The 19112-nt window shown below is 38.0% G+C and carries 21 protein-coding genes and 1 riboswitch; of the genes, 8 read left to right on the top strand and 13 right to left on the bottom strand.

The features are described 5' to 3' along the window. Positions 1-376: 376 nt before the first annotated feature. The 3 genes from DVJ99_RS00975 to DVJ99_RS00965 form a co-directional block, all read right to left on the bottom strand. Positions 377-676: a hypothetical protein gene (locus DVJ99_RS00975; protein ID WP_114602807.1), complete on the bottom strand. Its 300-nt coding sequence runs from the start codon at positions 674-676 to the stop codon at positions 377-379. Positions 677-795: 119 nt separating this feature from the next. Further along, positions 796-1752: an LCP family glycopolymer transferase gene (locus tag DVJ99_RS00970; protein ID WP_114602806.1), complete on the bottom strand. Its 957-nt coding sequence runs from the start codon at positions 1750-1752 to the stop codon at positions 796-798. 71 nt (positions 1753-1823) lie between these two features. After that, the gene (locus DVJ99_RS00965) at positions 1824-2627 is read right to left on the bottom strand and encodes an inositol monophosphatase family protein (protein ID WP_114602805.1); all 804 of its coding nucleotides are present in this window, start codon (positions 2625-2627) and stop codon (positions 1824-1826) included. A gap of 398 nt (positions 2628-3025) precedes the next feature. On the opposite strand from DVJ99_RS00965, the gene DVJ99_RS00960 reads away from it, so the two are divergent. Next, positions 3026-3712 carry a helix-turn-helix transcriptional regulator gene (locus DVJ99_RS00960; RefSeq protein ID WP_105993242.1) on the top strand — a complete coding sequence of 229 codons (687 nt, stop codon included), beginning with the start codon at positions 3026-3028 and terminating at the stop codon, positions 3710-3712. A gap of 36 nt (positions 3713-3748) precedes the next feature. Here DVJ99_RS00960 and DVJ99_RS00955 read toward each other — a convergent pair whose 3' ends face one another. After that, positions 3749-4465 carry a CPBP family intramembrane glutamic endopeptidase gene (locus DVJ99_RS00955; protein ID WP_114602804.1) on the bottom strand — a complete coding sequence of 239 codons (717 nt, stop codon included), beginning with the start codon at positions 4463-4465 and terminating at the stop codon, positions 3749-3751. 98 nt (positions 4466-4563) lie between these two features. Here DVJ99_RS00955 and DVJ99_RS00950 point away from each other — a divergent pair, with 98 nt between their 5' ends. Together DVJ99_RS00950 and DVJ99_RS00945 are read left to right on the top strand one after the other, a co-directional pair. Beyond that, entirely contained in the window at positions 4564-4902 is a 339-nt protein-coding gene (locus DVJ99_RS00950) for a hypothetical protein (protein WP_114602803.1), read from the top strand. Positions 4903-5149: 247 nt separating this feature from the next. After that, a complete protein-coding gene (locus tag DVJ99_RS00945; protein WP_105993239.1) occupies positions 5150-6022 on the top strand; it encodes a MurR/RpiR family transcriptional regulator in 873 nt (290 codons plus the stop codon). Positions 6023-6062: 40 nt separating this feature from the next. On the opposite strand, the gene DVJ99_RS00940 is transcribed toward DVJ99_RS00945, so the two are convergent. Then, positions 6063-7454, bottom strand: a complete 1392-nt coding sequence (locus tag DVJ99_RS00940) for an amino acid permease (protein ID WP_114602802.1) — start codon at positions 7452-7454, stop codon at positions 6063-6065. A 703-nt stretch (positions 7455-8157) separates the two neighbouring features. Here DVJ99_RS00940 and DVJ99_RS00935 point away from each other — a divergent pair. From DVJ99_RS00935 to DVJ99_RS00925, 3 genes are all read left to right on the top strand, one after another. Next, positions 8158-9000 carry a formate/nitrite transporter family protein gene (locus DVJ99_RS00935; RefSeq protein ID WP_114602801.1) on the top strand — a complete coding sequence of 281 codons (843 nt, stop codon included), beginning with the start codon at positions 8158-8160 and terminating at the stop codon, positions 8998-9000. Positions 9001-9071: 71 nt separating this feature from the next. Further along, positions 9072-9425, top strand: a complete 354-nt coding sequence (locus DVJ99_RS00930; RefSeq protein WP_114602800.1) for a hypothetical protein — start codon at positions 9072-9074, stop codon at positions 9423-9425. Beyond that, a complete protein-coding gene (locus DVJ99_RS00925; protein ID WP_105993235.1) occupies positions 9422-9604 on the top strand; it encodes a hypothetical protein in 183 nt (60 codons plus the stop codon). Before DVJ99_RS00930 ends, DVJ99_RS00925 begins: the two co-directional genes overlap by 4 nt. A 67-nt stretch (positions 9605-9671) precedes the next feature. On the opposite strand, the gene DVJ99_RS00920 is transcribed toward DVJ99_RS00925, so the two are convergent. Both DVJ99_RS00920 and DVJ99_RS00915 read right to left on the bottom strand, forming a co-directional pair. Beyond that, positions 9672-9854, bottom strand: a complete 183-nt coding sequence (locus tag DVJ99_RS00920) for a hypothetical protein (protein ID WP_114602799.1) — start codon at positions 9852-9854, stop codon at positions 9672-9674. Between the two features lie 12 nt (positions 9855-9866). After that, positions 9867-10505 carry an HAD family hydrolase gene (locus tag DVJ99_RS00915; RefSeq protein ID WP_114602798.1) on the bottom strand — a complete coding sequence of 213 codons (639 nt, stop codon included), beginning with the start codon at positions 10503-10505 and terminating at the stop codon, positions 9867-9869. 203 nt (positions 10506-10708) lie between these two features. Here DVJ99_RS00915 and DVJ99_RS00910 point away from each other — a divergent pair, with 203 nt between their 5' ends. Together DVJ99_RS00910 and glpT are read left to right on the top strand one after the other, a co-directional pair. Then, complete coding sequence (locus tag DVJ99_RS00910) at positions 10709-11245, top strand: hypothetical protein (RefSeq protein WP_114602797.1); 537 nt, start codon at positions 10709-10711, stop codon at positions 11243-11245. Between the two features lie 129 nt (positions 11246-11374). After that, entirely contained in the window at positions 11375-12730 is a 1356-nt protein-coding gene (gene glpT, locus DVJ99_RS00905; protein ID WP_114602796.1) for a glycerol-3-phosphate transporter, read from the top strand. A gap of 73 nt (positions 12731-12803) precedes the next feature. Here the strand turns inward: glpT and DVJ99_RS00900 are convergent, their stop codons facing one another. The 6 genes from DVJ99_RS00900 to DVJ99_RS00875 form a co-directional block, all read right to left on the bottom strand. Further along, complete coding sequence (locus tag DVJ99_RS00900) at positions 12804-13325, bottom strand: SRPBCC family protein (protein ID WP_105993230.1); 522 nt, start codon at positions 13323-13325, stop codon at positions 12804-12806. A 132-nt stretch (positions 13326-13457) separates the two neighbouring features. Then, positions 13458-14768: a Na+/H+ antiporter NhaC family protein gene (locus DVJ99_RS00895; RefSeq protein WP_105993229.1), complete on the bottom strand. Its 1311-nt coding sequence runs from the start codon at positions 14766-14768 to the stop codon at positions 13458-13460. 69 nt (positions 14769-14837) lie between these two features. After that, positions 14838-14954, bottom strand: a riboswitch (SAM riboswitch). A gap of 89 nt (positions 14955-15043) precedes the next feature. Next, positions 15044-15655, bottom strand: coding sequence for a flavin reductase family protein (locus DVJ99_RS00890; protein WP_114602795.1), 612 nt, complete (start codon positions 15653-15655; stop codon positions 15044-15046). Positions 15656-15837: 182 nt separating this feature from the next. After that, the gene (locus DVJ99_RS00885) at positions 15838-16719 is read right to left on the bottom strand and encodes an SDR family oxidoreductase (RefSeq protein WP_114602794.1); all 882 of its coding nucleotides are present in this window, start codon (positions 16717-16719) and stop codon (positions 15838-15840) included. Positions 16720-16789: 70 nt separating this feature from the next. Beyond that, the gene (locus DVJ99_RS00880; protein WP_114602793.1) at positions 16790-17905 is read right to left on the bottom strand and encodes an amidohydrolase; all 1116 of its coding nucleotides are present in this window, start codon (positions 17903-17905) and stop codon (positions 16790-16792) included. Continuing rightward, complete coding sequence (locus DVJ99_RS00875) at positions 17898-19076, bottom strand: SulP family inorganic anion transporter (RefSeq protein ID WP_114602792.1); 1179 nt, start codon at positions 19074-19076, stop codon at positions 17898-17900. Before DVJ99_RS00875 ends, DVJ99_RS00880 begins: the two co-directional genes overlap by 8 nt. Positions 19077-19112: the final 36 nt, after the last annotated feature.

The following is a 19112-nucleotide window of genomic DNA, read 5'->3' as shown; positions in this document are numbered from 1 at the left end:
TTTAGATGAACAATGCAACAATATTGCGGTTGCATCTCACTCCCTTTAGAAACAAAAAAGTCTCTAAAGATTCAACTCATTTCCATAACCTCTGTTTTTATATTAACCGTAAATATTGAAGACTAGTCTTTTTTGCCCCACGCAATAAAAAAATAGTCTTACTGTTAATTCTAATACTTATTGTCATAAATGTTAAGACCCATACTTATATATTCACTCTAAAGTTGACATATTAAACCTTTTATTCATTATTTTTTATTTTCCACATCTTTTTTCCATAAAAGGTTAGATAGCTTCGTCATATAAATCTAGTTGTTGCCAGAAAACGATTAAAAAAGAGAAAAAATGCCGACACATGACATGCCGGCATTAGTTCTTACTTATCATGTAATCTACCTAATATTTCCTCTTTAAGAATATTGATAGCTTCATCGAATTTAGATTCATTGTGGTTCGCATCTGCATGCAATACAAGTGCGTTCACTAAATCAGCATCATTGTATTCGCTGGCTTTTAATTTGAATTGATCAATACCGACTTCTACAGCATTGCCGTTAGCTTGGTATTCAGTAATACCATAATAGTTATCTGCACCTAAGCCGCCTTCATCTACCATTTCAGATACGTCTTGTACTTCTTGATTATCTACTTGGTTTTCTTCACGATTGTTTGTCATAAGATATTCCCCCTCTCCTTGATATTACCCGAATTTTATTATTTTATTTGCCTAGAAACTAACATTTTAGAGTAAAAAAATACCAAGCTGAACACATAGCTCAACTTGGCAATTTGTCATTATAAATCCAGATTTTCTCTTAATGCATTCGATACATTATTTAATGATGATTCATCTGGTACGTAATAATAGAGTCCATCATTTTGAATACCGCCGCTGCCTTCTAATTGAAGACGGTTGACGTTTTCATTCGCTTTTTTATATTTAGAACGGATTGTATTCAACTCACCTAAAGATAAGTCTGTTTTTACATTCTCTTCGATTTGATCTGTCACACCATTAAAGTTTGTCAGTGATTTAACACTTGTCAACTCATCCGCGATACCGCGCAAGACTAATTGCTGACGCTCTTGACGGCCGAAGTCGCCTCCTGCACCTTCTTCTTTACGAGATCGGATAAATGCCAGTGCTTGGTCGCCGTTCAAGTGTGTTTTCTCACCTTTAACAAAATGATTGCCGTCAAAGCTGAATGTTGCGTTGCTGACAACATCTACGCCTCCGATAGCATCTACCATGCCTTTAATACCATCCATATCAACTGTCGCATAATGATCAATCGGTACATCTAGCAATTTCTCTAATGATTTGACTGCCATGTTCGGTCCGCCGTAAGCATAAGCATGGTTGATTTTTTCTGTTGAACCGTGTCCTACAATTTCAGCTTGTGTATCACGCGGGATACTGACAATTTCAGTTGTCTTTTTATCAGGGTTGATCGATAACACCATAATAGAGTCTGAACGCTGACCGTCTCCTTCACTCTTACGTTGAGCATCGCTGTCTACACCGAATAAGGCAATCGTGAACGGGTCGCCTCTATTTAGATCAACTTTTTCTTTTCTTAATTCGGATTTATCTCTGTCTAACGGATTATGAATCTTGCCGCCTACCGCAAAAATTTTAACCGCTAAATAAATTGCAGCGATTAATGCAAGCAGGACTAAAATACCAAATGCCCATAACAAAATTTTAGGCACCAGCCCCATTTTGCGACCAGATTTATCTGCTCTTTTCACCCAACCACTCCTCTGTCTTTATTTAAATCAATTATATTATAGCTCAAATTATTTGAAATGGTCCTTAAGTCTTATGAATTTTTATTGACTTCATAACCGCCGTCGCGGTTTAAAATTTCAAGGACAGCTTCGTGGCAGCCGGGATTGCTGATGATAAATGGTCCGCCAAGCGCAAAATCGATAGGTTCATTTTTCAAATTCGTCATCTTCAAACCTAACTCTTCAGCGAATAAGAACTGTGCTGAAATATCCCATGGCTTTGCATTGGTATTGATATGTGCTCCGAATTGGCCTTTCATTACACGTAAAGAATCCAGTCCGCAAGAACCGATTAAACGATAACTGAATGCCGCATTTTTCAAATCTGCTTGTGTCTGCTCATTAATAACATATAAATTATAAGACAATATCGCATCATTAATATGGAGCGGCGCAACTTTCGGCATTCTGACTTCATTTTCAAAAGCCCCTTCGCCTTTGATTGCTTTATATAATGTGTGATGCGGATAATCATAAATATAAGCAAGCAGCGGTTCTCCTTCAGAGAAGTAGCTTAAAATAATGCAGTAATCTGTCTTTTGTTTAACAAGATTCGCTGTACCGTCAATAGGATCCATGACCCATACATCACCATGTTTTGCATCGACTAAATCATTGTTCTTTTCTTCGCCGAATAGCTGATGGTCAGGATAATGTTCATTAATAAATGCTTCAAACTGATCTTGTATCATTCGATCGACATTCGTCACTAAATCGAATTTATTTAATTTAGTCTCTGTATGCATATCTGCAATTAAATTCGGAATAATGTCATCTAAACCTTTTAACCAATGTCTGATTGCTTGATCTAATTCTAATAGTTGCTGTTGATTCAAAATACACACCTCATATCCTTAATATCTTATGTATGTTTACATTCTAGCACGTTACACCCTTCGACTGTTAATAACCTTGAAAAAAATAAAAAACCGACTAGCTTAACTAGTCGGCATAGAAAGGAAAGTAAGTAATAATATTGAAGATGTTAATTAACTAGTGATTTGCACGTTCTAATAAATCACACGACTATGATTTATCATTACCCCTTTGTTCACTAAGTGCTATCTCCTAGTTACTAATGATAGTGTAGCACATAACTTTTAAAAATGTAAGCGTTTACTTGAAAAAATTCGAGAATTTTTTATCTTTTTTTCAAAAGCACCGTTTATAAATATCAAAATTAAATACATATGCTATAATGATTGTAATATGTAATGTTTCGGAGGTGGCATGATTGAACAAAATAGAACGTCAAAATAAACTCGTACAAGCAATTGAAACGAATGATCAGCTTACTGCATCTCAGCTCGCGAAAACACTTAAAGTTTCAAAGCGTACTATCTTGCGCGATATTCAAGATTTAGAACAGCAAGGGGTACAGATTATCGCAAAACAAGGCATGCTCGGCGGCTATCGTATCCAGCAAAGTCATGCCCCTATTACCCTTGAATTGACCGAAGATCAAATGCTGGCACTGTTCATGACATTGAATGAAAGCCAATCTTATTCCCAACTGCCTTATAAAAAGGAAATCGAACAGCTTATCAAAAAATGTTTAAACCAGCCTGCCACACATATACGACGTATTCTAAAACGTATGGATCGCTATATTAAATTCGAATCTAATCCGAATCCGACACTTCCTCAAACATTCTCGGACTTATTAATTTACTGTGCCGAACGTAATGTCATGCTGGTTGAATATGAAATGAACCAGCAAACCTTCACTGAAAATGTCATCTTTATCGGCTTAGTCTGCCGCCATGCCGAATGGCGTGTCGTAACGTTTGATATCGGACACGGACATACAAAAGAAATCGCAATTGATGCGATTCATGATATTTCTTATTCATTCCATAAAACTGTCAAAACACATGACATTACCATTTATAATTATCAGCAATTTTTAAACTCCAACTAATGGCACAAACCATCAGTTGGAGTTTATTTTTGCGGCTTATAAGAAAAATAGCGACATAATAAAGGATACTAAGTTGTTAGCCATATGAATCGCTATTGTGGATGCAGTATTTTTACCGGATTTGAAATATACATACACTATAACCAATGCAATAATTAAGTAGGAACCGAATTCCAACGGTGAATTGGCACCTGTCACATGCATCAATGTAAAACCAATCACTGAGATAATACCCATGACAATGTAATTGAATTTCTTGCCTAACTCTCCGATTAAAATCGTTCTGAAGAACAATTCTTCAACGACAGGACCGAGTATCACAACAAAGATAAAAGTGAACGGCAAGAAAGCAGGGTTATGAAACAATGCATCTAACTCTTTTTCATTTTGTGTCTCAGTATAGCCGAAGCCTTCCGGCAATAAAGTCATCAAATGATTGTAAAGTGTTTCTGCACCCATCGCGATAACCAGCATAATCAATAGAAACAGCCAGTGCCGCTTCACATATTGCCATCCTAAAGAGAACCTCAGCGGCATTTCACTGTAATGGAAGTAATAGTAAATAACTAATAACGCTATATATGTATTGATTTGTCCGATTGCTGAAATGGGTATCAATGTTGATTCTGTCAACGGTACATTAAAATTAGCTGCGATCAATGTCTGTATAAATGTAAAAATAAAGATTAGTACAATACCTATCGGGATTAACGTTAAGTCACGCCATGCCGGTTTATGATTTCTTAACTCCATAATGCTCTCCTTTTAACACAAAATTATTTTCTCATGCATTTATCTTATGTTATTCGGTTTAAAATCACAAATCATTTTCTTTAAAGGAGCCTATTCTTATGACAACACCTTCAATAGAAGCACAGCTGTATGAACAACTCGTATACGGTTTATCCTTAAGCAGAAACTATCGCCACGCTTTATTGCTCAACCGGCCCAAACAAGTTGAAAAGCATCGTGCGTCCATTCAAACATGGGTAGCACACGCACATCATGAAGCTGTTGCTTTAATAGAGACACATCCCACATTTCTCGTTGTACGTTATTGCGACCTGCTTTCAAAACTCATACATCAGCCATTGCTGCCGCTCACTACCGGCAACTTTTATACTTTAATCGATACGTTTGAAGCTCAAATCCATGAGGTTCTGCACTTATTTCACCATAAAGAACGCTAATATTTTGATAGATTGTTTATTTTTATTAGTAAACTGTTTAAACATTAATAATATTGGTATTGTAGTAATAGTTAATAAAATCCGCAATTGTTTTAGTGCGTGTCATATAGTAAACTTAAAACCATTGTTACGGTTAGCAGATATCTGGGAGGCTATCTGACTTTCAATTCAGTTTGCTGAAACAATTAAGGGAAATTGTTTACCGCTATCTATCATCTTAAAATAGATCAAGAAGCAGGTGGTTATGATGACAAATATATTATTTACACTTGAAACAAAATACAGCACACTCACTAAAAGCGAGAAGAAAATTGCGGATTTTATTTTACAACGGCCGCACCAGGTCATCAATATGACCACTTCGGATTTAGCTGACAGCACCAATACCAGCCCTTCTTCCGTTGTCCGCTTCGGCTATAAAATTACAGAAGGCGGATTTCAAGCTTTAAAAACTGAAGTTGCGAAGTACTTATCTCAACGTACGCAGCCAAAGCCATTAGAACTGCAACCGAATGAATCCATCGACTCGATTAAACGCAAAATGCTTTCGCGTACCACACAAACACTATGCAATGTGTCTAATGATGTCGATGAACAGCAAATCGAACATGTTTGCGAAAGACTGAAAAATTCTCGCACTATCTTTTTATTCGGTTTCGGCGCATCTTATATTTCTGCTTTGGATTTGACACAAAAGCTGTCTAAAGTCGGATTGAATGCGCAGTGTATCGAGAGTGTACATACTTTAATCAGTTTAATCGCAACACATGATGCCAGAGATACTTTATTTGTAATATCCAACAGCGGTGAACACAATGAACTGGAAGCCATTGTCCGTGTAGCATCTGATTATCATTTATTCCTCATTACATTAATGGGCAATGCAGATAATCCTATAGCACGCTACAGCGATATTAATCTGCTCTACAGCGAGTCGGAGGAAAGCGAGTTTCGTATGGCTGCGACGACATCTCTCGTTGCACAGCTCTTTACGATTAATGTCTTGTATTATCGTTATTTATCTATGGACTTTTCTAATTCGCTTGATACGATTACCCAATCTAAAATGGCTTTAAATAACTACAAGAAGCATTTATCTAAAATTAAATTTGAGCATTAAAAAAGAGTTGAGCTTGCGCCCAACTCTTTTCATTTTGTCATTATTCTAAATGTTGATCTTTATATGGTAATTTATGATAGCCTCTGATGAAGTAGAATGCTGTCATAAAGCCTAAGAAGATAAATCCGATAACAACAGAGATAACTGTTTCTTTATTGAATAACATACCGATTAATACCATGATTAAGAATGCGATTGTTACATAGCTTGCAGGTGCGCCGCCCGGCATAGTGAAAGGATGGCCTTGCACTTGTTCAGGGTGAAGTTTTCTGAAGCGGATGTGACTGATTAAGATCATGAACCATGGAATCATACCTGGTAAGATTGATGCACTATATACATATACGAAAATACTGTCTGCTCCTTTAATGAATAAAGGTAAAACTACGTTTAAGATAACACCGATAAAGATACCAAGTGAAATCGCAAGTACAGTGTATAAAGGTACACCGTTTCTCATAACTTTCAAGAAGAACTTAGGTAATTGTTTGTGCTGAGCTAATGTATAGATCATACGGCTGGCACTGAAGATACCTGAGTTACATCCAGACATTGCTGCTGTTAATACTACGAAGTTGATTAAACCAGCTGCAATTGTAATACCGACTTTCGCAAATGTTGCTACGAACGGGCTTCCGATGCTGCCTAATTCATCCCAAGGATAAACTGTTACGATAACAAAGATAGCACCGATGTAGAAGATTAAAATACGCCAGATAACACCGTTAACTGCTTTTTTAATGTTCTTTTGAGGATTTTTAGTTTCCCCTGCTGTAATACCGATTAATTCTACACCTTGGTAAGATCCTACTACGATTGATAATGCGAAGAAGAATCCAAGCCAACCATTAGGGAAGAATCCGCCGTGCTCCCAAAGGTTAGATAAACCGATTGCATTGCCGCCGTTGCCTAATCCGAAGAAGATTAATCCAAAACCAGCAATAATCATTAAGACGATTGTGACAATTTTAATCATCGCAAACCAGAATTCAAATTCCCCGAATGCTTTAACTGATACTAAGTTCGCTGAAGCTAATAAAACAATAACGATAACGCCAGGAATCCAATCCGGTAATTCCGGGAACCAGTAGCGCATGTATTCGCCTACTGCGATAACCTCACTCATACCAACAACAACCCATTGGAAAATGTTGCTCCAAGCTGTTAAATACCCTGCTACCGGATGAATGTAGTCGCTTGCGAAGTTCGCAAATGACCCTGTAGTAGGATGCAAGTAAACCATTTCTCCCATTGCACGCATGACTAAGAATAAGAATAAGCCGACGATCAGATAAGCGAAGATAACTGATGGCCCAGTCCATTTAATTGTACTTGTTGCTCCCATGAATAGACCAACACCGATTGTACCTCCGAGTGCAATCATTTGAATCTGTCTAGAGCTTAATCCCCTGTGTAATTGAGTTTCTTCCATTAGAAAATACCCCTTCTCTTTCATAATTTCCAGGCTTAGTTTGTTTTGGTATCGATAATCAGCCCCATAATGATGTCAACCAAATCTCAGCATCCCAATTTACCAAGATTAAGAAGATTGCGAAAAATTAAATACTTTTTTCTTTTTCCTATCGATTTTTATTCTGCTAAGCCCATTGAGGCTATTATACTATAAAATTCTAAGATGAAAACATAAAAATTACACTTTTATGTATGCGCTTTCATTTATTTTTTTCTAAACGACGTAAGAAAGCAATCATCACGCATTTTAATGCATTTCGCGCTCAAAATAAATATTGTATTTTTTATTAGAACTTTTACGTTTCATGGGATACATTCAATTCACAATGAACGCTGTCCATTTAAGAAATACATATTATTTGAACATTATAGCATGGAGCTTAATTTAAGCGCAATCTTCATTTTTGAATTTTCTGCATAATGTTTTGTTATAACCTTTTCGAAAATGACATGAATTTAATTATACTTTCAAATGTAAGCGCTACCTTTTATATAATTTTCACTTTTCGTTCAAAAAATGAAACTTTACCAAAACTTTTATTGTGAAACCATTCACAAATTCAACGAAAGCGATTATACTATATTCATTGCAGAAGTTGAGACCACCCTCTCACCTTGAACTCAGTTAATTATTAAAGCCTAGAGCGAGGAGTTTTTTAGAAATGAACAGTGAAAAGTATATCCGTTGGGATAATGTATTTTACGGACGCAAGTGGGTTAAAGAAGTTGTTAAAACAATCCAAACTAAAGACGTCTTACAAGCTACATATTTTAAGCGGTATTTATTACGTGCCATGATGGCCGGTTTTATCATCAGTATTATCTCAGTATTTGTGTTAGCAATTAAAGCAGGGTTTGTACAAGAAGTACATACAGGAGAAATAAATACAGGCATTATCAATATTGTCGGATCGGTTGCCTTCAGTTTTGCCTTAGTCCTGATTCTCTTTACCAACTCAGAGCTTTTAACAAGTAACTTTATGTATTTCACAGTTGGTCTTTATTACAAAGTAATCAGTCCTTGGCGTGCATTCCAAATCTTCATGCTGTGCTTTATCGGTAATATGTTAGGTGCCTTAGTATTCTTTATCATCTTGCGTTTCAGTGACGTCGTCACACCAGAAATGATGAAACAGCTTGAAGTCATCTTGCATCATAAAACAATGACAGCAAGTCCGACTGAATTACTTGCTAAAGCTATCTTCGCGAACTTCTTCATCAATATCTCATTAGTTATTGCGATGCAGATTGAAGATATCTTAGCTAAAATGTTCGTTATGATGTTCGGTGTTGCTATCTTCGCATTCATGGGATACGAACACGTTGTTTATAATGCTTGCCTATTCATCGGCGGTGCAATCTATCAATCAGATGTATTGCATTTCTGGCCTGCAGTTATCAACATTGTCGCAGCCTTTATCGGCAACTATATCGGCGGCGGACTGATCATCGGTTTATTCTACGCTTACCTGAATGATCATAAGCAATTCAAAGACGAACTCTAACGTTGTGCATACGACGCACCAAGATACTATGTTATAATTTGGATGACCTTAATTGAAAGGAGACGTCAACATTGTCTAAACAATTAGTCTCACGTGCCATCCTTTATACATTTATCTTTGGTGCGTTATTCTTTTTCTTGAACAGAATGGCAAGTCATGAAACAATCTCGCATACTCTGATACTCTCTGTCATTGCGGCAGTCGTATTCGGTGTGTGTTATATCGCATTGTTTAGTGCTTTGACTTCTCCTGCGAGAAAGATGAAAGCCGGTATCGTCTTACCTATTACATTGATTCTAGGTATTATTATCGGACAAATTACAAATCATATGAAAATCGGAATAGGCGCTGGTCTGATAACAGGATTGGCAATTGCCTTTTTGTGGGATTTTCTATCTAAAGATAGCAAAGGAGAATCAGAGTGAAGTTAACCTTAGTCATTATTGTTATCGTACTCCTTATCATTAATTTAATACCGAACTATATTATGTATCGTCGTTTGAAAGCACAAGGCGAACAAGCCAACCGTCGTGCTTTAATGATCGGAGTCGACGCAATTTTATTAGTTATCATTGTTGTTGGGCTTGTCTTTATGATGAAGTAAGTATTTTTTAATTCAATAGAACGAAAGAAGCTGAGCACTTGATGTATTTTCATCAAAAGCTCAGCTTTTATATTTGCCCTTTTAATATAAAATGATAGACCAAATAAGCAGAAATCAAATAAATCATAGAACCTATCATGAAAGCACGAAATCTTACATGCATAGGAATAGTTTTATTAAAAATCGACCCTAATACCAAGTTGCCGATTGCGATAATAATCGGACCAGCTAAAAAGAAAAGTAGTAACATGTGTTCACCCGCTTAAGAAGTAAAATAACGTTCTATAATTGTTTCAGCCGAAACATTCATAGCTTCTAAGTCTAACGTACTAAAGTCCATCGCTTCTGTCATCACATTTGTATTCACAATGACACCTAAGCCTGCAAGTTGAGCTGCAGTCGCGCCATTCACTGAGTCTTCAATCGCTAAACAGCTGACAGGATTCAAGTTCAACTGTTGTACAGCTGTTAAATACAAATCAGGTGCAGGTTTGACTTCTTCAACATCTTCTCTGCCGACAATTACCGGCACACGTTCAACTAAATTCAAGTGTTCTAATGCAGGTCGGATATTATTGATACTGCTGCTGGTTGCTATGGCCATAGGAATCTGTGCTTTTTCTAACGCATCCATCAACTTACTGATATTCTCTATCATCGGCAATGTCTTGCTCTTTTGATGGTGATCCTCATACAATTTTAAAGTCGCATCTTCCCCTATCTCATCTTCTAAATAACGATGCAGGTCTAATGCCGCACCACCGATTGATTGCCGATAAAAGTCTAAAGAAATCGGCGCTTTTTGATGCGCACTTAAATGTTCATTAATCACATCATATAGATGTTGTTCTGTATCGATAATGGTACCGTCAAAATCAAAAACAACTGCTCTGTATTTCATGTGTATGCCTCCTTCTATAATTAATCAACAATGATTTCATTATATTTGATAATTAAATGAAATTACAAATACATTATTTCGTCCAAAAGTCCTAGTGAAAAATTGTTTAAAGCGTGATACAATTTACAATGAATTTGAAACAGCACGTCATCCATCTATCTTTTGCCACTCAAATCTACACTAAACTTCTGGAGGAATTGTCTATGTTCATAGATAAATATGACACATTTATTATTAATATAGGGCATCTATCAACATGGCTTAAACGAAGACAATTAATGAAAGCATGCCGTCAGCTTCAAAACAGCCACGCGGTTCAAGCTGAATTCACTAAAATCAAACAGCACCCTGTATTGAAAGTTCGAATCCCTAAATGCAACCTACCTTATTTCATCAGCTTCTTAAGTTATCACAATTATCCTATATACCAAATTTTGCCTTATGCAGAGAAAGATTTTATTTATCAATTCGCACCGAATATCCAAGCGACAATGCACTTTAAACTGAAAGTCGACGGTTTGTCTGACATGTTTATCAAAGATAAAATCATCGATATCATGCAATATTTTAAACACCAAGAAGGTGTCAATTATGTTTTAACACCGCATCATATCGATATTTCATGTACACCGCATGTCATTGCGAAATTAATTCATGCACTTGCTACGCAGAATATTGATGTACTTGGTGCAAACTACAAACCAAGAGTTGCGCAGCATAAACATAGTACGATTTCTTAAATTAAGGTAAGCGCCTAAGACATTCTAATGTGGAATGTCTTTTTATTTTGTTATATTTTAAAACTCATATTGCTATTTTGTAAATTTAGTATTAATATTATGTTAATAATTTGTTAAGGAGGCGCTTTCATGTTTAACTTTTTAAAACCGCCGAAACCGATTGCTCCGCTTCCAAAAGACCAAGTCGATTCTACATACAAGGAACTTCGTCTTAAAGTATTTTTAGGAATCTTTATCGGTTATGCGGGGTATTATCTTTTACGCAAGAACTTCTCGCTTGCGATGCCGGATTTGATTGAAAAAGGCTTCAGCAAAGGACAATTAGGGATTGCGTTATCAGCAGTTTCAATAGCTTACGGTTTCAGCAAGTTTGTTATGGGAACTGTCAGCGACCGCAGTAATGCGCGCATGTTTTTAACTTTGGGACTGATTTTAACAGCTATCGTCAACCTATTGCTTGGTTTCGTACCATTCTTTACTTCCAGCATATTGATCATGTTCATTATGCTGTTCTTAAACGGCTGGTTCCAAGGCATGGGATGGCCGCCATCTGGTCGAATATTAGTCCATTGGTTCAGTGTCAGCGAACGGGGAAGCAAAACTGCTATTTGGAACGTTGCCCATAACGTCGGCGGCGGTTTGATGGCTCCGATTGCGACTTGGGGTATTTCAATGACGGCTTTATATAATTTCGGTTACCTCAAAGGATTCGAAGGCGTCTTCATTTATCCCGCACTTTTAGCGATTATCATTGCGATTATTTCTTATGTATTGATTCGCGATACACCGCAATCTGAAGGTCTGCCTTCAATTGAAGCGTACCGCAATGACTATCCAACAGCATCAAGAACAACCCTCGAGACAGAATTAACTACAAAAGAAGTCCTCTTCAACTATGTCCTCAACAACAAATGGATTTGGGCCATTGCATTTGCGAACATCTTTGTCTACTTCGTGAGATACGGTGTATTAGACTGGGCACCTGTCTATTTAAGCGAAGAAAAGCACTTTGATTTGAAAGCATCTGGTTGGGCTTACTTCTTGTATGAATGGGCAGGTATCCCAGGTACATTGCTTTGCGGATGGATTTCCGACAAAGTCTTTAAAGGCCGCCGCGGTCCTGCAGGCTTCTTCTTCATGCTAGGCGTAACAATTTTCGTTCTGATTTATTGGCTCAACCCGGCAGGCAATCCATGGGTAGATAATTTATCACTCGTAGCGATTGGTTTCTTAATCTATGGTCCGGTAATGTTGATCGGTCTGCAAGCATTAGACTATGTTCCGAAAAAAGCAGCCGGCACTGCAGCAGGTTTAACTGGTTTATTCGGTTATTTATTCGGAGCGGTGATGGCCAACATTGTACTCGGCTTTGTAGTAGATCACTTCGGATGGGATGTCGGCTTCATTTTACTGACTGGTATTAGTTTGCTGGCAATGCTCAGCTTCATCTTAACGTGGAATAAACGCGGTCAAGAAACGGTATAATTCCTCAAACATTTTCATATATGTATAAAAGCAGCGGTACCGAAAATTATTTTTCAGTGCCGCTGCTTTTCTTTTAGAATTCTTCTTGATTTTCTTGTATCTCTTTTAAAATTTCTTGTAGTTTAATGAACATGTTTTCAAAACCATGTGCAGTCGCATCATGATATTCTTTCTTTTGCTGTTTATATTCCAAAGTTGTCCATCTTCTTTCTTTCGGAACAACAGCAGTATATCGGAAATTCATTTGTGTCATATCCGAACCTGGTTCGCGTTCGAAGATTTCTACTTCAATCGTATCTTCTTTATCGCTCAATTCAGGCATACCGATTGTCATGACAATACGGCTTGGTGCTTCTAATTCTTGGAAGACACCTGTCACTCTGTTCTTTTTGCCGTTACGTTCATCTACAATTTCATAACGTCTGCCTTCTTCAGGAATCAAATCAATTGATTGATTTGAACGGTTAGAAGTCATAAACCAGCGTTTCATAATATCAGCATCCGTCCAAGCTTGATAAATCAACTCAGGTTGAATACGCATTAAACGTTCCAATGATATGACTACTACGTCGTTTTCAATGTTATATCTTGCCACTCTGTCGTCACCTACTTTCACACTCTCTATTATTTTAACGCATTTAAGAATATAAGCCAAAGCAATCGCGCTTACAAACATAGTAATTCACAACATGATTACTTTAACATTTTTCAAGCGTGAAAGTAAAAGTTATTTCGCTTTTTGCTTGCTTTTGTTAAGTCTCGGCAAGTTAAAGGCAATCGCAATCAGACCGCTGATACCTAAGATAATCGGATAAATCGAATAAGGAACCAGCATAAATGGTGAAATACCTGCGACACCTGCTGCTGCTATCACTTGCGGGCTATACGGCAGCAACCCTTGGAAACAACTGCCGAAGATATCTAAGATACTTGCAGATTTTCTTGGGTCAATATCATATTCATCCGCAATGTTTTTCGCTAATGGCCCTGCCATTAAGATAGAAATCGTATTATTCGCAGTTGAAATATCAGCAGCGCTGACTAAACCAGCAATACCGAATTCTGCCCCGCGTCTTGATTTCACTTTGCTTCGGACAAAGTTCAGAAGCCAAGTAATACCGCCATAGTGTTGAATCAAGCCGATTAAGCCGCCGATCATTAAGGCGATGATTGCGATATCTTCCATACCGATCATACCTTCTGATGCTGCTTTTAAGAATCCAATCCAATTAAACGAACCATCAATCAAGCCGATAATGCCTGACAAGACAGTTCCGCCTATCAGTACGATAATGACATTAATGCCGATTAAGGCTAATATCAATACTAATAAATAAGGAATGACTTTGATAAATTCGAAACTATAATCTTTTGTACTGCTTACCGTTGCACTGTGCGTTAAGAACCCTAAAATAATCATGGTGATAATCGCACCTGGCAAGACAATTCTGAAGTTCACTTTAAACTTATCACTCATCCGTGTATTTTGTGTACGGACTGCAGAAATAGTTGTATCAGAAATCATAGATAAGTTATCGCCGAACATTGCCCCGCCGACCACTGTCGCCATTGCGATTGCTGCTGAAATATCTGTGGCTTCACTGATACCGAAACCAACCGGCGCAATCGCCGCAACAGTTCCGACTGAAGTCCCCATTGAAATAGAGACGAACATACAAATAATAAATAAACCTACGATTAATAAGTTGCTGGGAATTAACGTCAACCCAAGGTTAACTGTTGATTTAACGCCGCCCATTTCTTCAGTTACTTTAGAAAATGCCCCGGCTAAAACGAAAATCAAGACCATTAAAATAATATTCGAATGACCTGCACCTTTAGTGAAAACTTCAACTTTATCCGCAAACTTTTGTTTACGGTTCATAACTAATGCGATAACAACCGCAATCGTAATCGCAATATTCAACGGCATCTTCGTAAAGTCGCCTGTAATAATACCGACACCTAAGAATAAACCTACGAATATAACCAAAGGAATAAGTGCCAAAGCATTCCCTTTTTGTCTTTCTTCGGACATGATTCAAACACCTCGCTCATATATTAAAAAAATCCTTTTTCCTGCTAAGAAAAAGGATACAATGCTTGTTTCTTATCTCTTAGCAATCAATTTTGCTACGGGAATTGGCACACGCGTCGCAGAAATTCTGCGATCCATGTTGCCGAGGCTTCAAAGTGCCCTTCACTCCACCTCTCTTGATAAGTACTATTTATTTTTATTTTCCGAATCTTTTTAAACCTATCATGATTGTCCGCTTTAGTCAATCGTGAAAACGAAAAAATTTAATTTTACAATTATTCTGTTGGGCGCTCTAATACAAATTCTTCGCCAAGTCTCACATAATCATTACCTGCAAGACGACCGACAGGATGCAAGGCTTTGACATCAATTTTATGCGGCTCGATATAGACTTCGTCTGCGATATGGTATTGTACAACTTCGCCTAAAATCAAATCGTTGCCGACTTCATCATTGCCTAGTTCAATGACACGATCTAATTTGCATTCAAACGTAATACTTGCACCTTCGATACTCGGTACATTTACTACTTGTGAAGGAATCGTTTTAAAGTCTGTACGTTCTAATTCGTTTTCTGTACGGTCAATCGGTGCTGCAGTACTGTTAATCCCTTCAATCATTGACAGTTCAGAGATATGTACTACAAATTCTCCGGTATCAATAATATTTTGCGCTGTATCTTTGCGTACACCATTAGTACGGCCTGTTGAAATCATAATCATCGGCGGTTGGCTGCTCACCACATTAAAGAAACTAAAAGGTGCTGCATTTAAATTGCCTTCCTTATCTTGGGATGTCACAAATGCGATTGGTCTCGGCAAAACACTGCCGCTTAATAATTTATAATTTTCTCTTTGCGTTAAATCTTTCGGATTAAAATGTTTCATTGTTATCTCCTTTCTATACTCTATCTGAAGTGTCTCTATCATAAGCAACTGCTTACCAAAATGCGAATATTGTGTTTTTCATTTCACATTTACCCAAAATTTATATCACAAATGATGAAACCCCTCACTTTATTCAGCGAGGGGTCAGATTTATTGGTTACTTGCAAAATCACATGTTTGAATCAGTTGATTTGTTTACCGCCGGTCACACCATAGACTTGGCCTGTTGTATAACTAGATTCATCTGATGCAAGCAAGACATAGGTGCTTGCAAGTTCAACTGGTTGTCCGCAGCGTCCCATCAATGAACTTTGACCGAACTCTGGTATTCTGCTTTGCGGTTGTCCGCCTGAAATTTGTAATGGTGACCAGAATGGTCCAGGTGCTACTGAATTGACACGGATACCTTTATCAATTAATTCTTTAGCAAGACTTTTCGTCAATGAAATAATGGCTGCTTTTGTAGCCGCATAATCATGCAATACTGGATTTGGATCATAACCTTGAATAGATGTTGTTGTCGTAATAGTTGCGCCTGGTTTCAAATAATCCAGTGCTTTTTGTACTGTCCAGAATAATGAGTACACATTCGTTGTAAAGGTTTGTGTGAAATCTTCTGTTTTGAAGTTTTCGAAGCCTTCGTGATATTGCTGATGTCCAGCTACAAGTGTCACATTATCTAAACCGCCGAGTTGTTCATTCGCATATTCGACTAATTCATAGTTGAAAGACTCGTCTGAAAGATCTCCTGGTTTCAGATAAACTGTACCGCCAGTATCTTCAATTACTTTTTTAACTTCTTGTGCGTCTTGTTCTTCTTTCGGATGATAGTTAATCACAACTGACGCACCTTCACGTGCATATGCAATTGCGACAGCACGGCCGATTGCTGAATCTCCGCCAGTCACAAGTGCTTTGATACCTTCTAAACGGCCGTGTCCTTTATAAGAAGTTTCGCCGCAATCAGGTTTTGGTTCCATATCTGCTTGAAGACCTGGCCATTCTTGTTCTTGCTTTGGAAAATCTTCATCTGAGAATTTCTTGCGCGGATCTTGTGGTGCCATTATCTATCACTCCTCATTATTAGTCATATTAATGCTATACCACAAGATTCCTATTTCATTCATGAGTAAATTAAAATAATTTTTGAACTAAATTCGCAAGATACACAGGTGCTGTTTCTAAAATACCTTCATTCGGATTGTATTTCGGATGATGCAAATCATAATCTGATTCAGAACCGATAAAGGCAAATACACCTGGTACCGTATCACTCATTGCTGAGAAATCTTCACCGATTGTTTTCGGCTGTTTCAAATCATACACTTGATAACCCGCTTCTTGTGCAGTACTTTTCGCAACTTCTGTTAAGTCAGCATCATTCATCACTGCATTCGGCAAATGCATATAATCTAATTCTACTTTAGCATCAAACGCTTGCGCTAAACCGTCGCAAATACTTTGAAGTCTGTGTTCAACATGTGCGCGTGTTTTCGGATCAAATGTACGCACTGTCCCTTGTATTTGGGCAGTATCCGGAATCACATTCCACGTATTGCCGGCTGATACTTCTCCGATTGTCACAACTGCAGAATCAAACGCAGAGACATTTCGGCTCACGATAGATTGCACACTCGTTAATAATTGTCCTAAGATAATCATCGGGTCGTTGCTTTCTTCTGGCTTAGCGGCATGGCCGCCTTTAGCTTGGATACGAATAAAGAATCGGTCCACAGCTGAAGTCATAGCACCTGCTTTAATCGAGAATTCTCCAACTTTTAACGTCGGATCATTATGGAAACCAGTCACTGCTTTGACACCCATTAACACACCGGCATCAATCATTTGCTGCGCACCGCTGCCTAATTCTTCAGCCGCTTGGAATAAAATACGTACTCGTCCCGGCAAGTCTGCTTCTTTCTCTTTTAATATTAAAGCAGCCCCTAAAATACTTGCCATATGTATATCGTGACCGCACGCATGCATAGCACCTTGGTTTTGAGAGGTAATGTCGCTGTCGACTTGTTCTAGTATCGGCAAAGCATCGATATCTGTACGCAATGCGACAATCTCATCCCCTTGTCCGATTTCTGCGACTACTCCGGTTTCCAATGGATAATCTACCATTTTAATATCATGTGCTTTTAGAATTTCTTTTAATCGCTTTGTAGTTTCATATTCTTGGTAAGACACTTCTGGATGCTGATGAAACAGACGTCTCCACTGTTTTAATTGTTCTGTATTACTCATGTTTTATCCTTCCTTTTACTGCAAAATGTATCATGAAATAGATAAGGGTGCCTGATGCGACACCAAAAGCTAAATTATTCGTTGTTAATGTGACTGCCATCGTGATAACAATGGTAGCTGTATTTTGTACGGGTGCTTGGCGGATGGCTTGAAGCGTTCTTCTATCAAACGTATTAAATGCAATGGATACGAGCACTGTTGCTAAAACTGCCATCGGAATTAAAGCAATCACCGGCCCTAAGACATAAATCGTCAACAGCAGAAACAAAGCTGTTACCAAGGTCGCATATCGTGCTGTTGCACCGACTTTGACATTGAATTTAGATTGTCCTACTAAGGCACTGCCGCCAAACCCTCCGACTAAACCAGCTGCTATATTGGCAAGTCCTTGTGCTGCAGATTCTTGGTTTAAACTGCTTTTTTGATGTGTCATCACATCTAATGCTTGTGCCGTCAGCAATGATTGCAGCGTACCTACAATTGCCATCGTTATCCCGTAGCCTAAAATAATCAAAAGTGCTTCGCTATGGGCAAATAAGTGAAAATCTTTGATTTGCAGTTTCGGTAAAACAACATAAATATCTGCTAAATCATGCACATACTTTAATTTCGGATGAAAAAGATGTGCAGCAATCGTTAAAATCACAATGGAAATTAAAGGTGCCGGCAAGAATGAAATGACTTTCGGCGCATATGCAATAATTAAAAATGAAATAATCGCAAAAATATATGTAGCAATAGAGACACCGAATATATTATTAATTTGCGATGACATCAGCAGCAATGCTAAAGCATTCATAAAGCCAATGACTACTGCTGTCGGAATACGCTGAATGAGCTTGCCGATATTCAAAGCGCCCATCAGCAGCTGCAATAACCCCATCACAACGGAAGCACAAATCAAATAGCCGACACCGTGATGTGCAACTAAAGGTGCCGCAACTAGCGCAATACCGCTGCTGGGTCCGGTAATCATCAATGGACGGCCAGCCGTTATACTTAAGACAATCATCATGACGCCCATGCTTAACAAACCGACAGAAGGATTCATCCCCACAATAAAAGAATAAGCAATGGCACCTGGCAGGGCTGATAATGCGATCAATATACCTGCCAATACATTATCTTTGATATCGCCCTTCCATTGATTGATATAGTTCTGCCAAAACATGGTTCATCCGCCCCTTTTTCTCTATGCACTTATCTT

This window comes from Staphylococcus sp. EZ-P03 (assembly GCF_003344575.1).
GTDB classification, from domain to species: domain Bacteria; phylum Bacillota; class Bacilli; order Staphylococcales; family Staphylococcaceae; genus Staphylococcus; species Staphylococcus simulans_B.
This window is presented reverse-complemented; position numbering and strand designations above follow the sequence as displayed.

What these genes read in the sequence shown, in the direction of transcription:
- glpT (WP_114602796.1), top strand. Translation starts at nt 11,375, where the DNA reads ATGTTTAACTTTTTAAAACCGCCGAAACCGATTGCTCCGCTTCCAAAA.
- DVJ99_RS00940 (WP_114602802.1), bottom strand. Translation starts at nt 7,454, where the DNA reads ATGGAAGAAACTCAATTACACAGGGGATTAAGCTCTAGACAGATTCAA.
- DVJ99_RS00885 (WP_114602794.1), bottom strand. Translation starts at nt 16,719, where the DNA reads ATGGCACCACAAGATCCGCGCAAGAAATTCTCAGATGAAGATTTTCCA.
- DVJ99_RS00915 (WP_114602798.1), bottom strand. Translation starts at nt 10,505, where the DNA reads ATGAAATACAGAGCAGTTGTTTTTGATTTTGACGGTACCATTATCGAT.
- DVJ99_RS00935 (WP_114602801.1), top strand. Translation starts at nt 8,158, where the DNA reads ATGAACAGTGAAAAGTATATCCGTTGGGATAATGTATTTTACGGACGC.
- DVJ99_RS00950 (WP_114602803.1), top strand. Translation starts at nt 4,564, where the DNA reads ATGACAACACCTTCAATAGAAGCACAGCTGTATGAACAACTCGTATAC.
- DVJ99_RS00895 (WP_105993229.1), bottom strand. Translation starts at nt 14,768, where the DNA reads ATGTCCGAAGAAAGACAAAAAGGGAATGCTTTGGCACTTATTCCTTTG.
- DVJ99_RS00875 (WP_114602792.1), bottom strand. Translation starts at nt 19,076, where the DNA reads ATGTTTTGGCAGAACTATATCAATCAATGGAAGGGCGATATCAAAGAT.
- DVJ99_RS00880 (WP_114602793.1), bottom strand. Translation starts at nt 17,905, where the DNA reads ATGAGTAATACAGAACAATTAAAACAGTGGAGACGTCTGTTTCATCAG.
- DVJ99_RS00945 (WP_105993239.1), top strand. Translation starts at nt 5,150, where the DNA reads ATGACAAATATATTATTTACACTTGAAACAAAATACAGCACACTCACT.
- DVJ99_RS00975 (WP_114602807.1), bottom strand. Translation starts at nt 676, where the DNA reads ATGACAAACAATCGTGAAGAAAACCAAGTAGATAATCAAGAAGTACAA.
- DVJ99_RS00890 (WP_114602795.1), bottom strand. Translation starts at nt 15,655, where the DNA reads ATGAAACATTTTAATCCGAAAGATTTAACGCAAAGAGAAAATTATAAA.
- DVJ99_RS00920 (WP_114602799.1), bottom strand. Translation starts at nt 9,854, where the DNA reads ATGTTACTACTTTTCTTTTTAGCTGGTCCGATTATTATCGCAATCGGC.
- DVJ99_RS00955 (WP_114602804.1), bottom strand. Translation starts at nt 4,465, where the DNA reads ATGGAGTTAAGAAATCATAAACCGGCATGGCGTGACTTAACGTTAATC.
- DVJ99_RS00910 (WP_114602797.1), top strand. Translation starts at nt 10,709, where the DNA reads ATGTTCATAGATAAATATGACACATTTATTATTAATATAGGGCATCTA.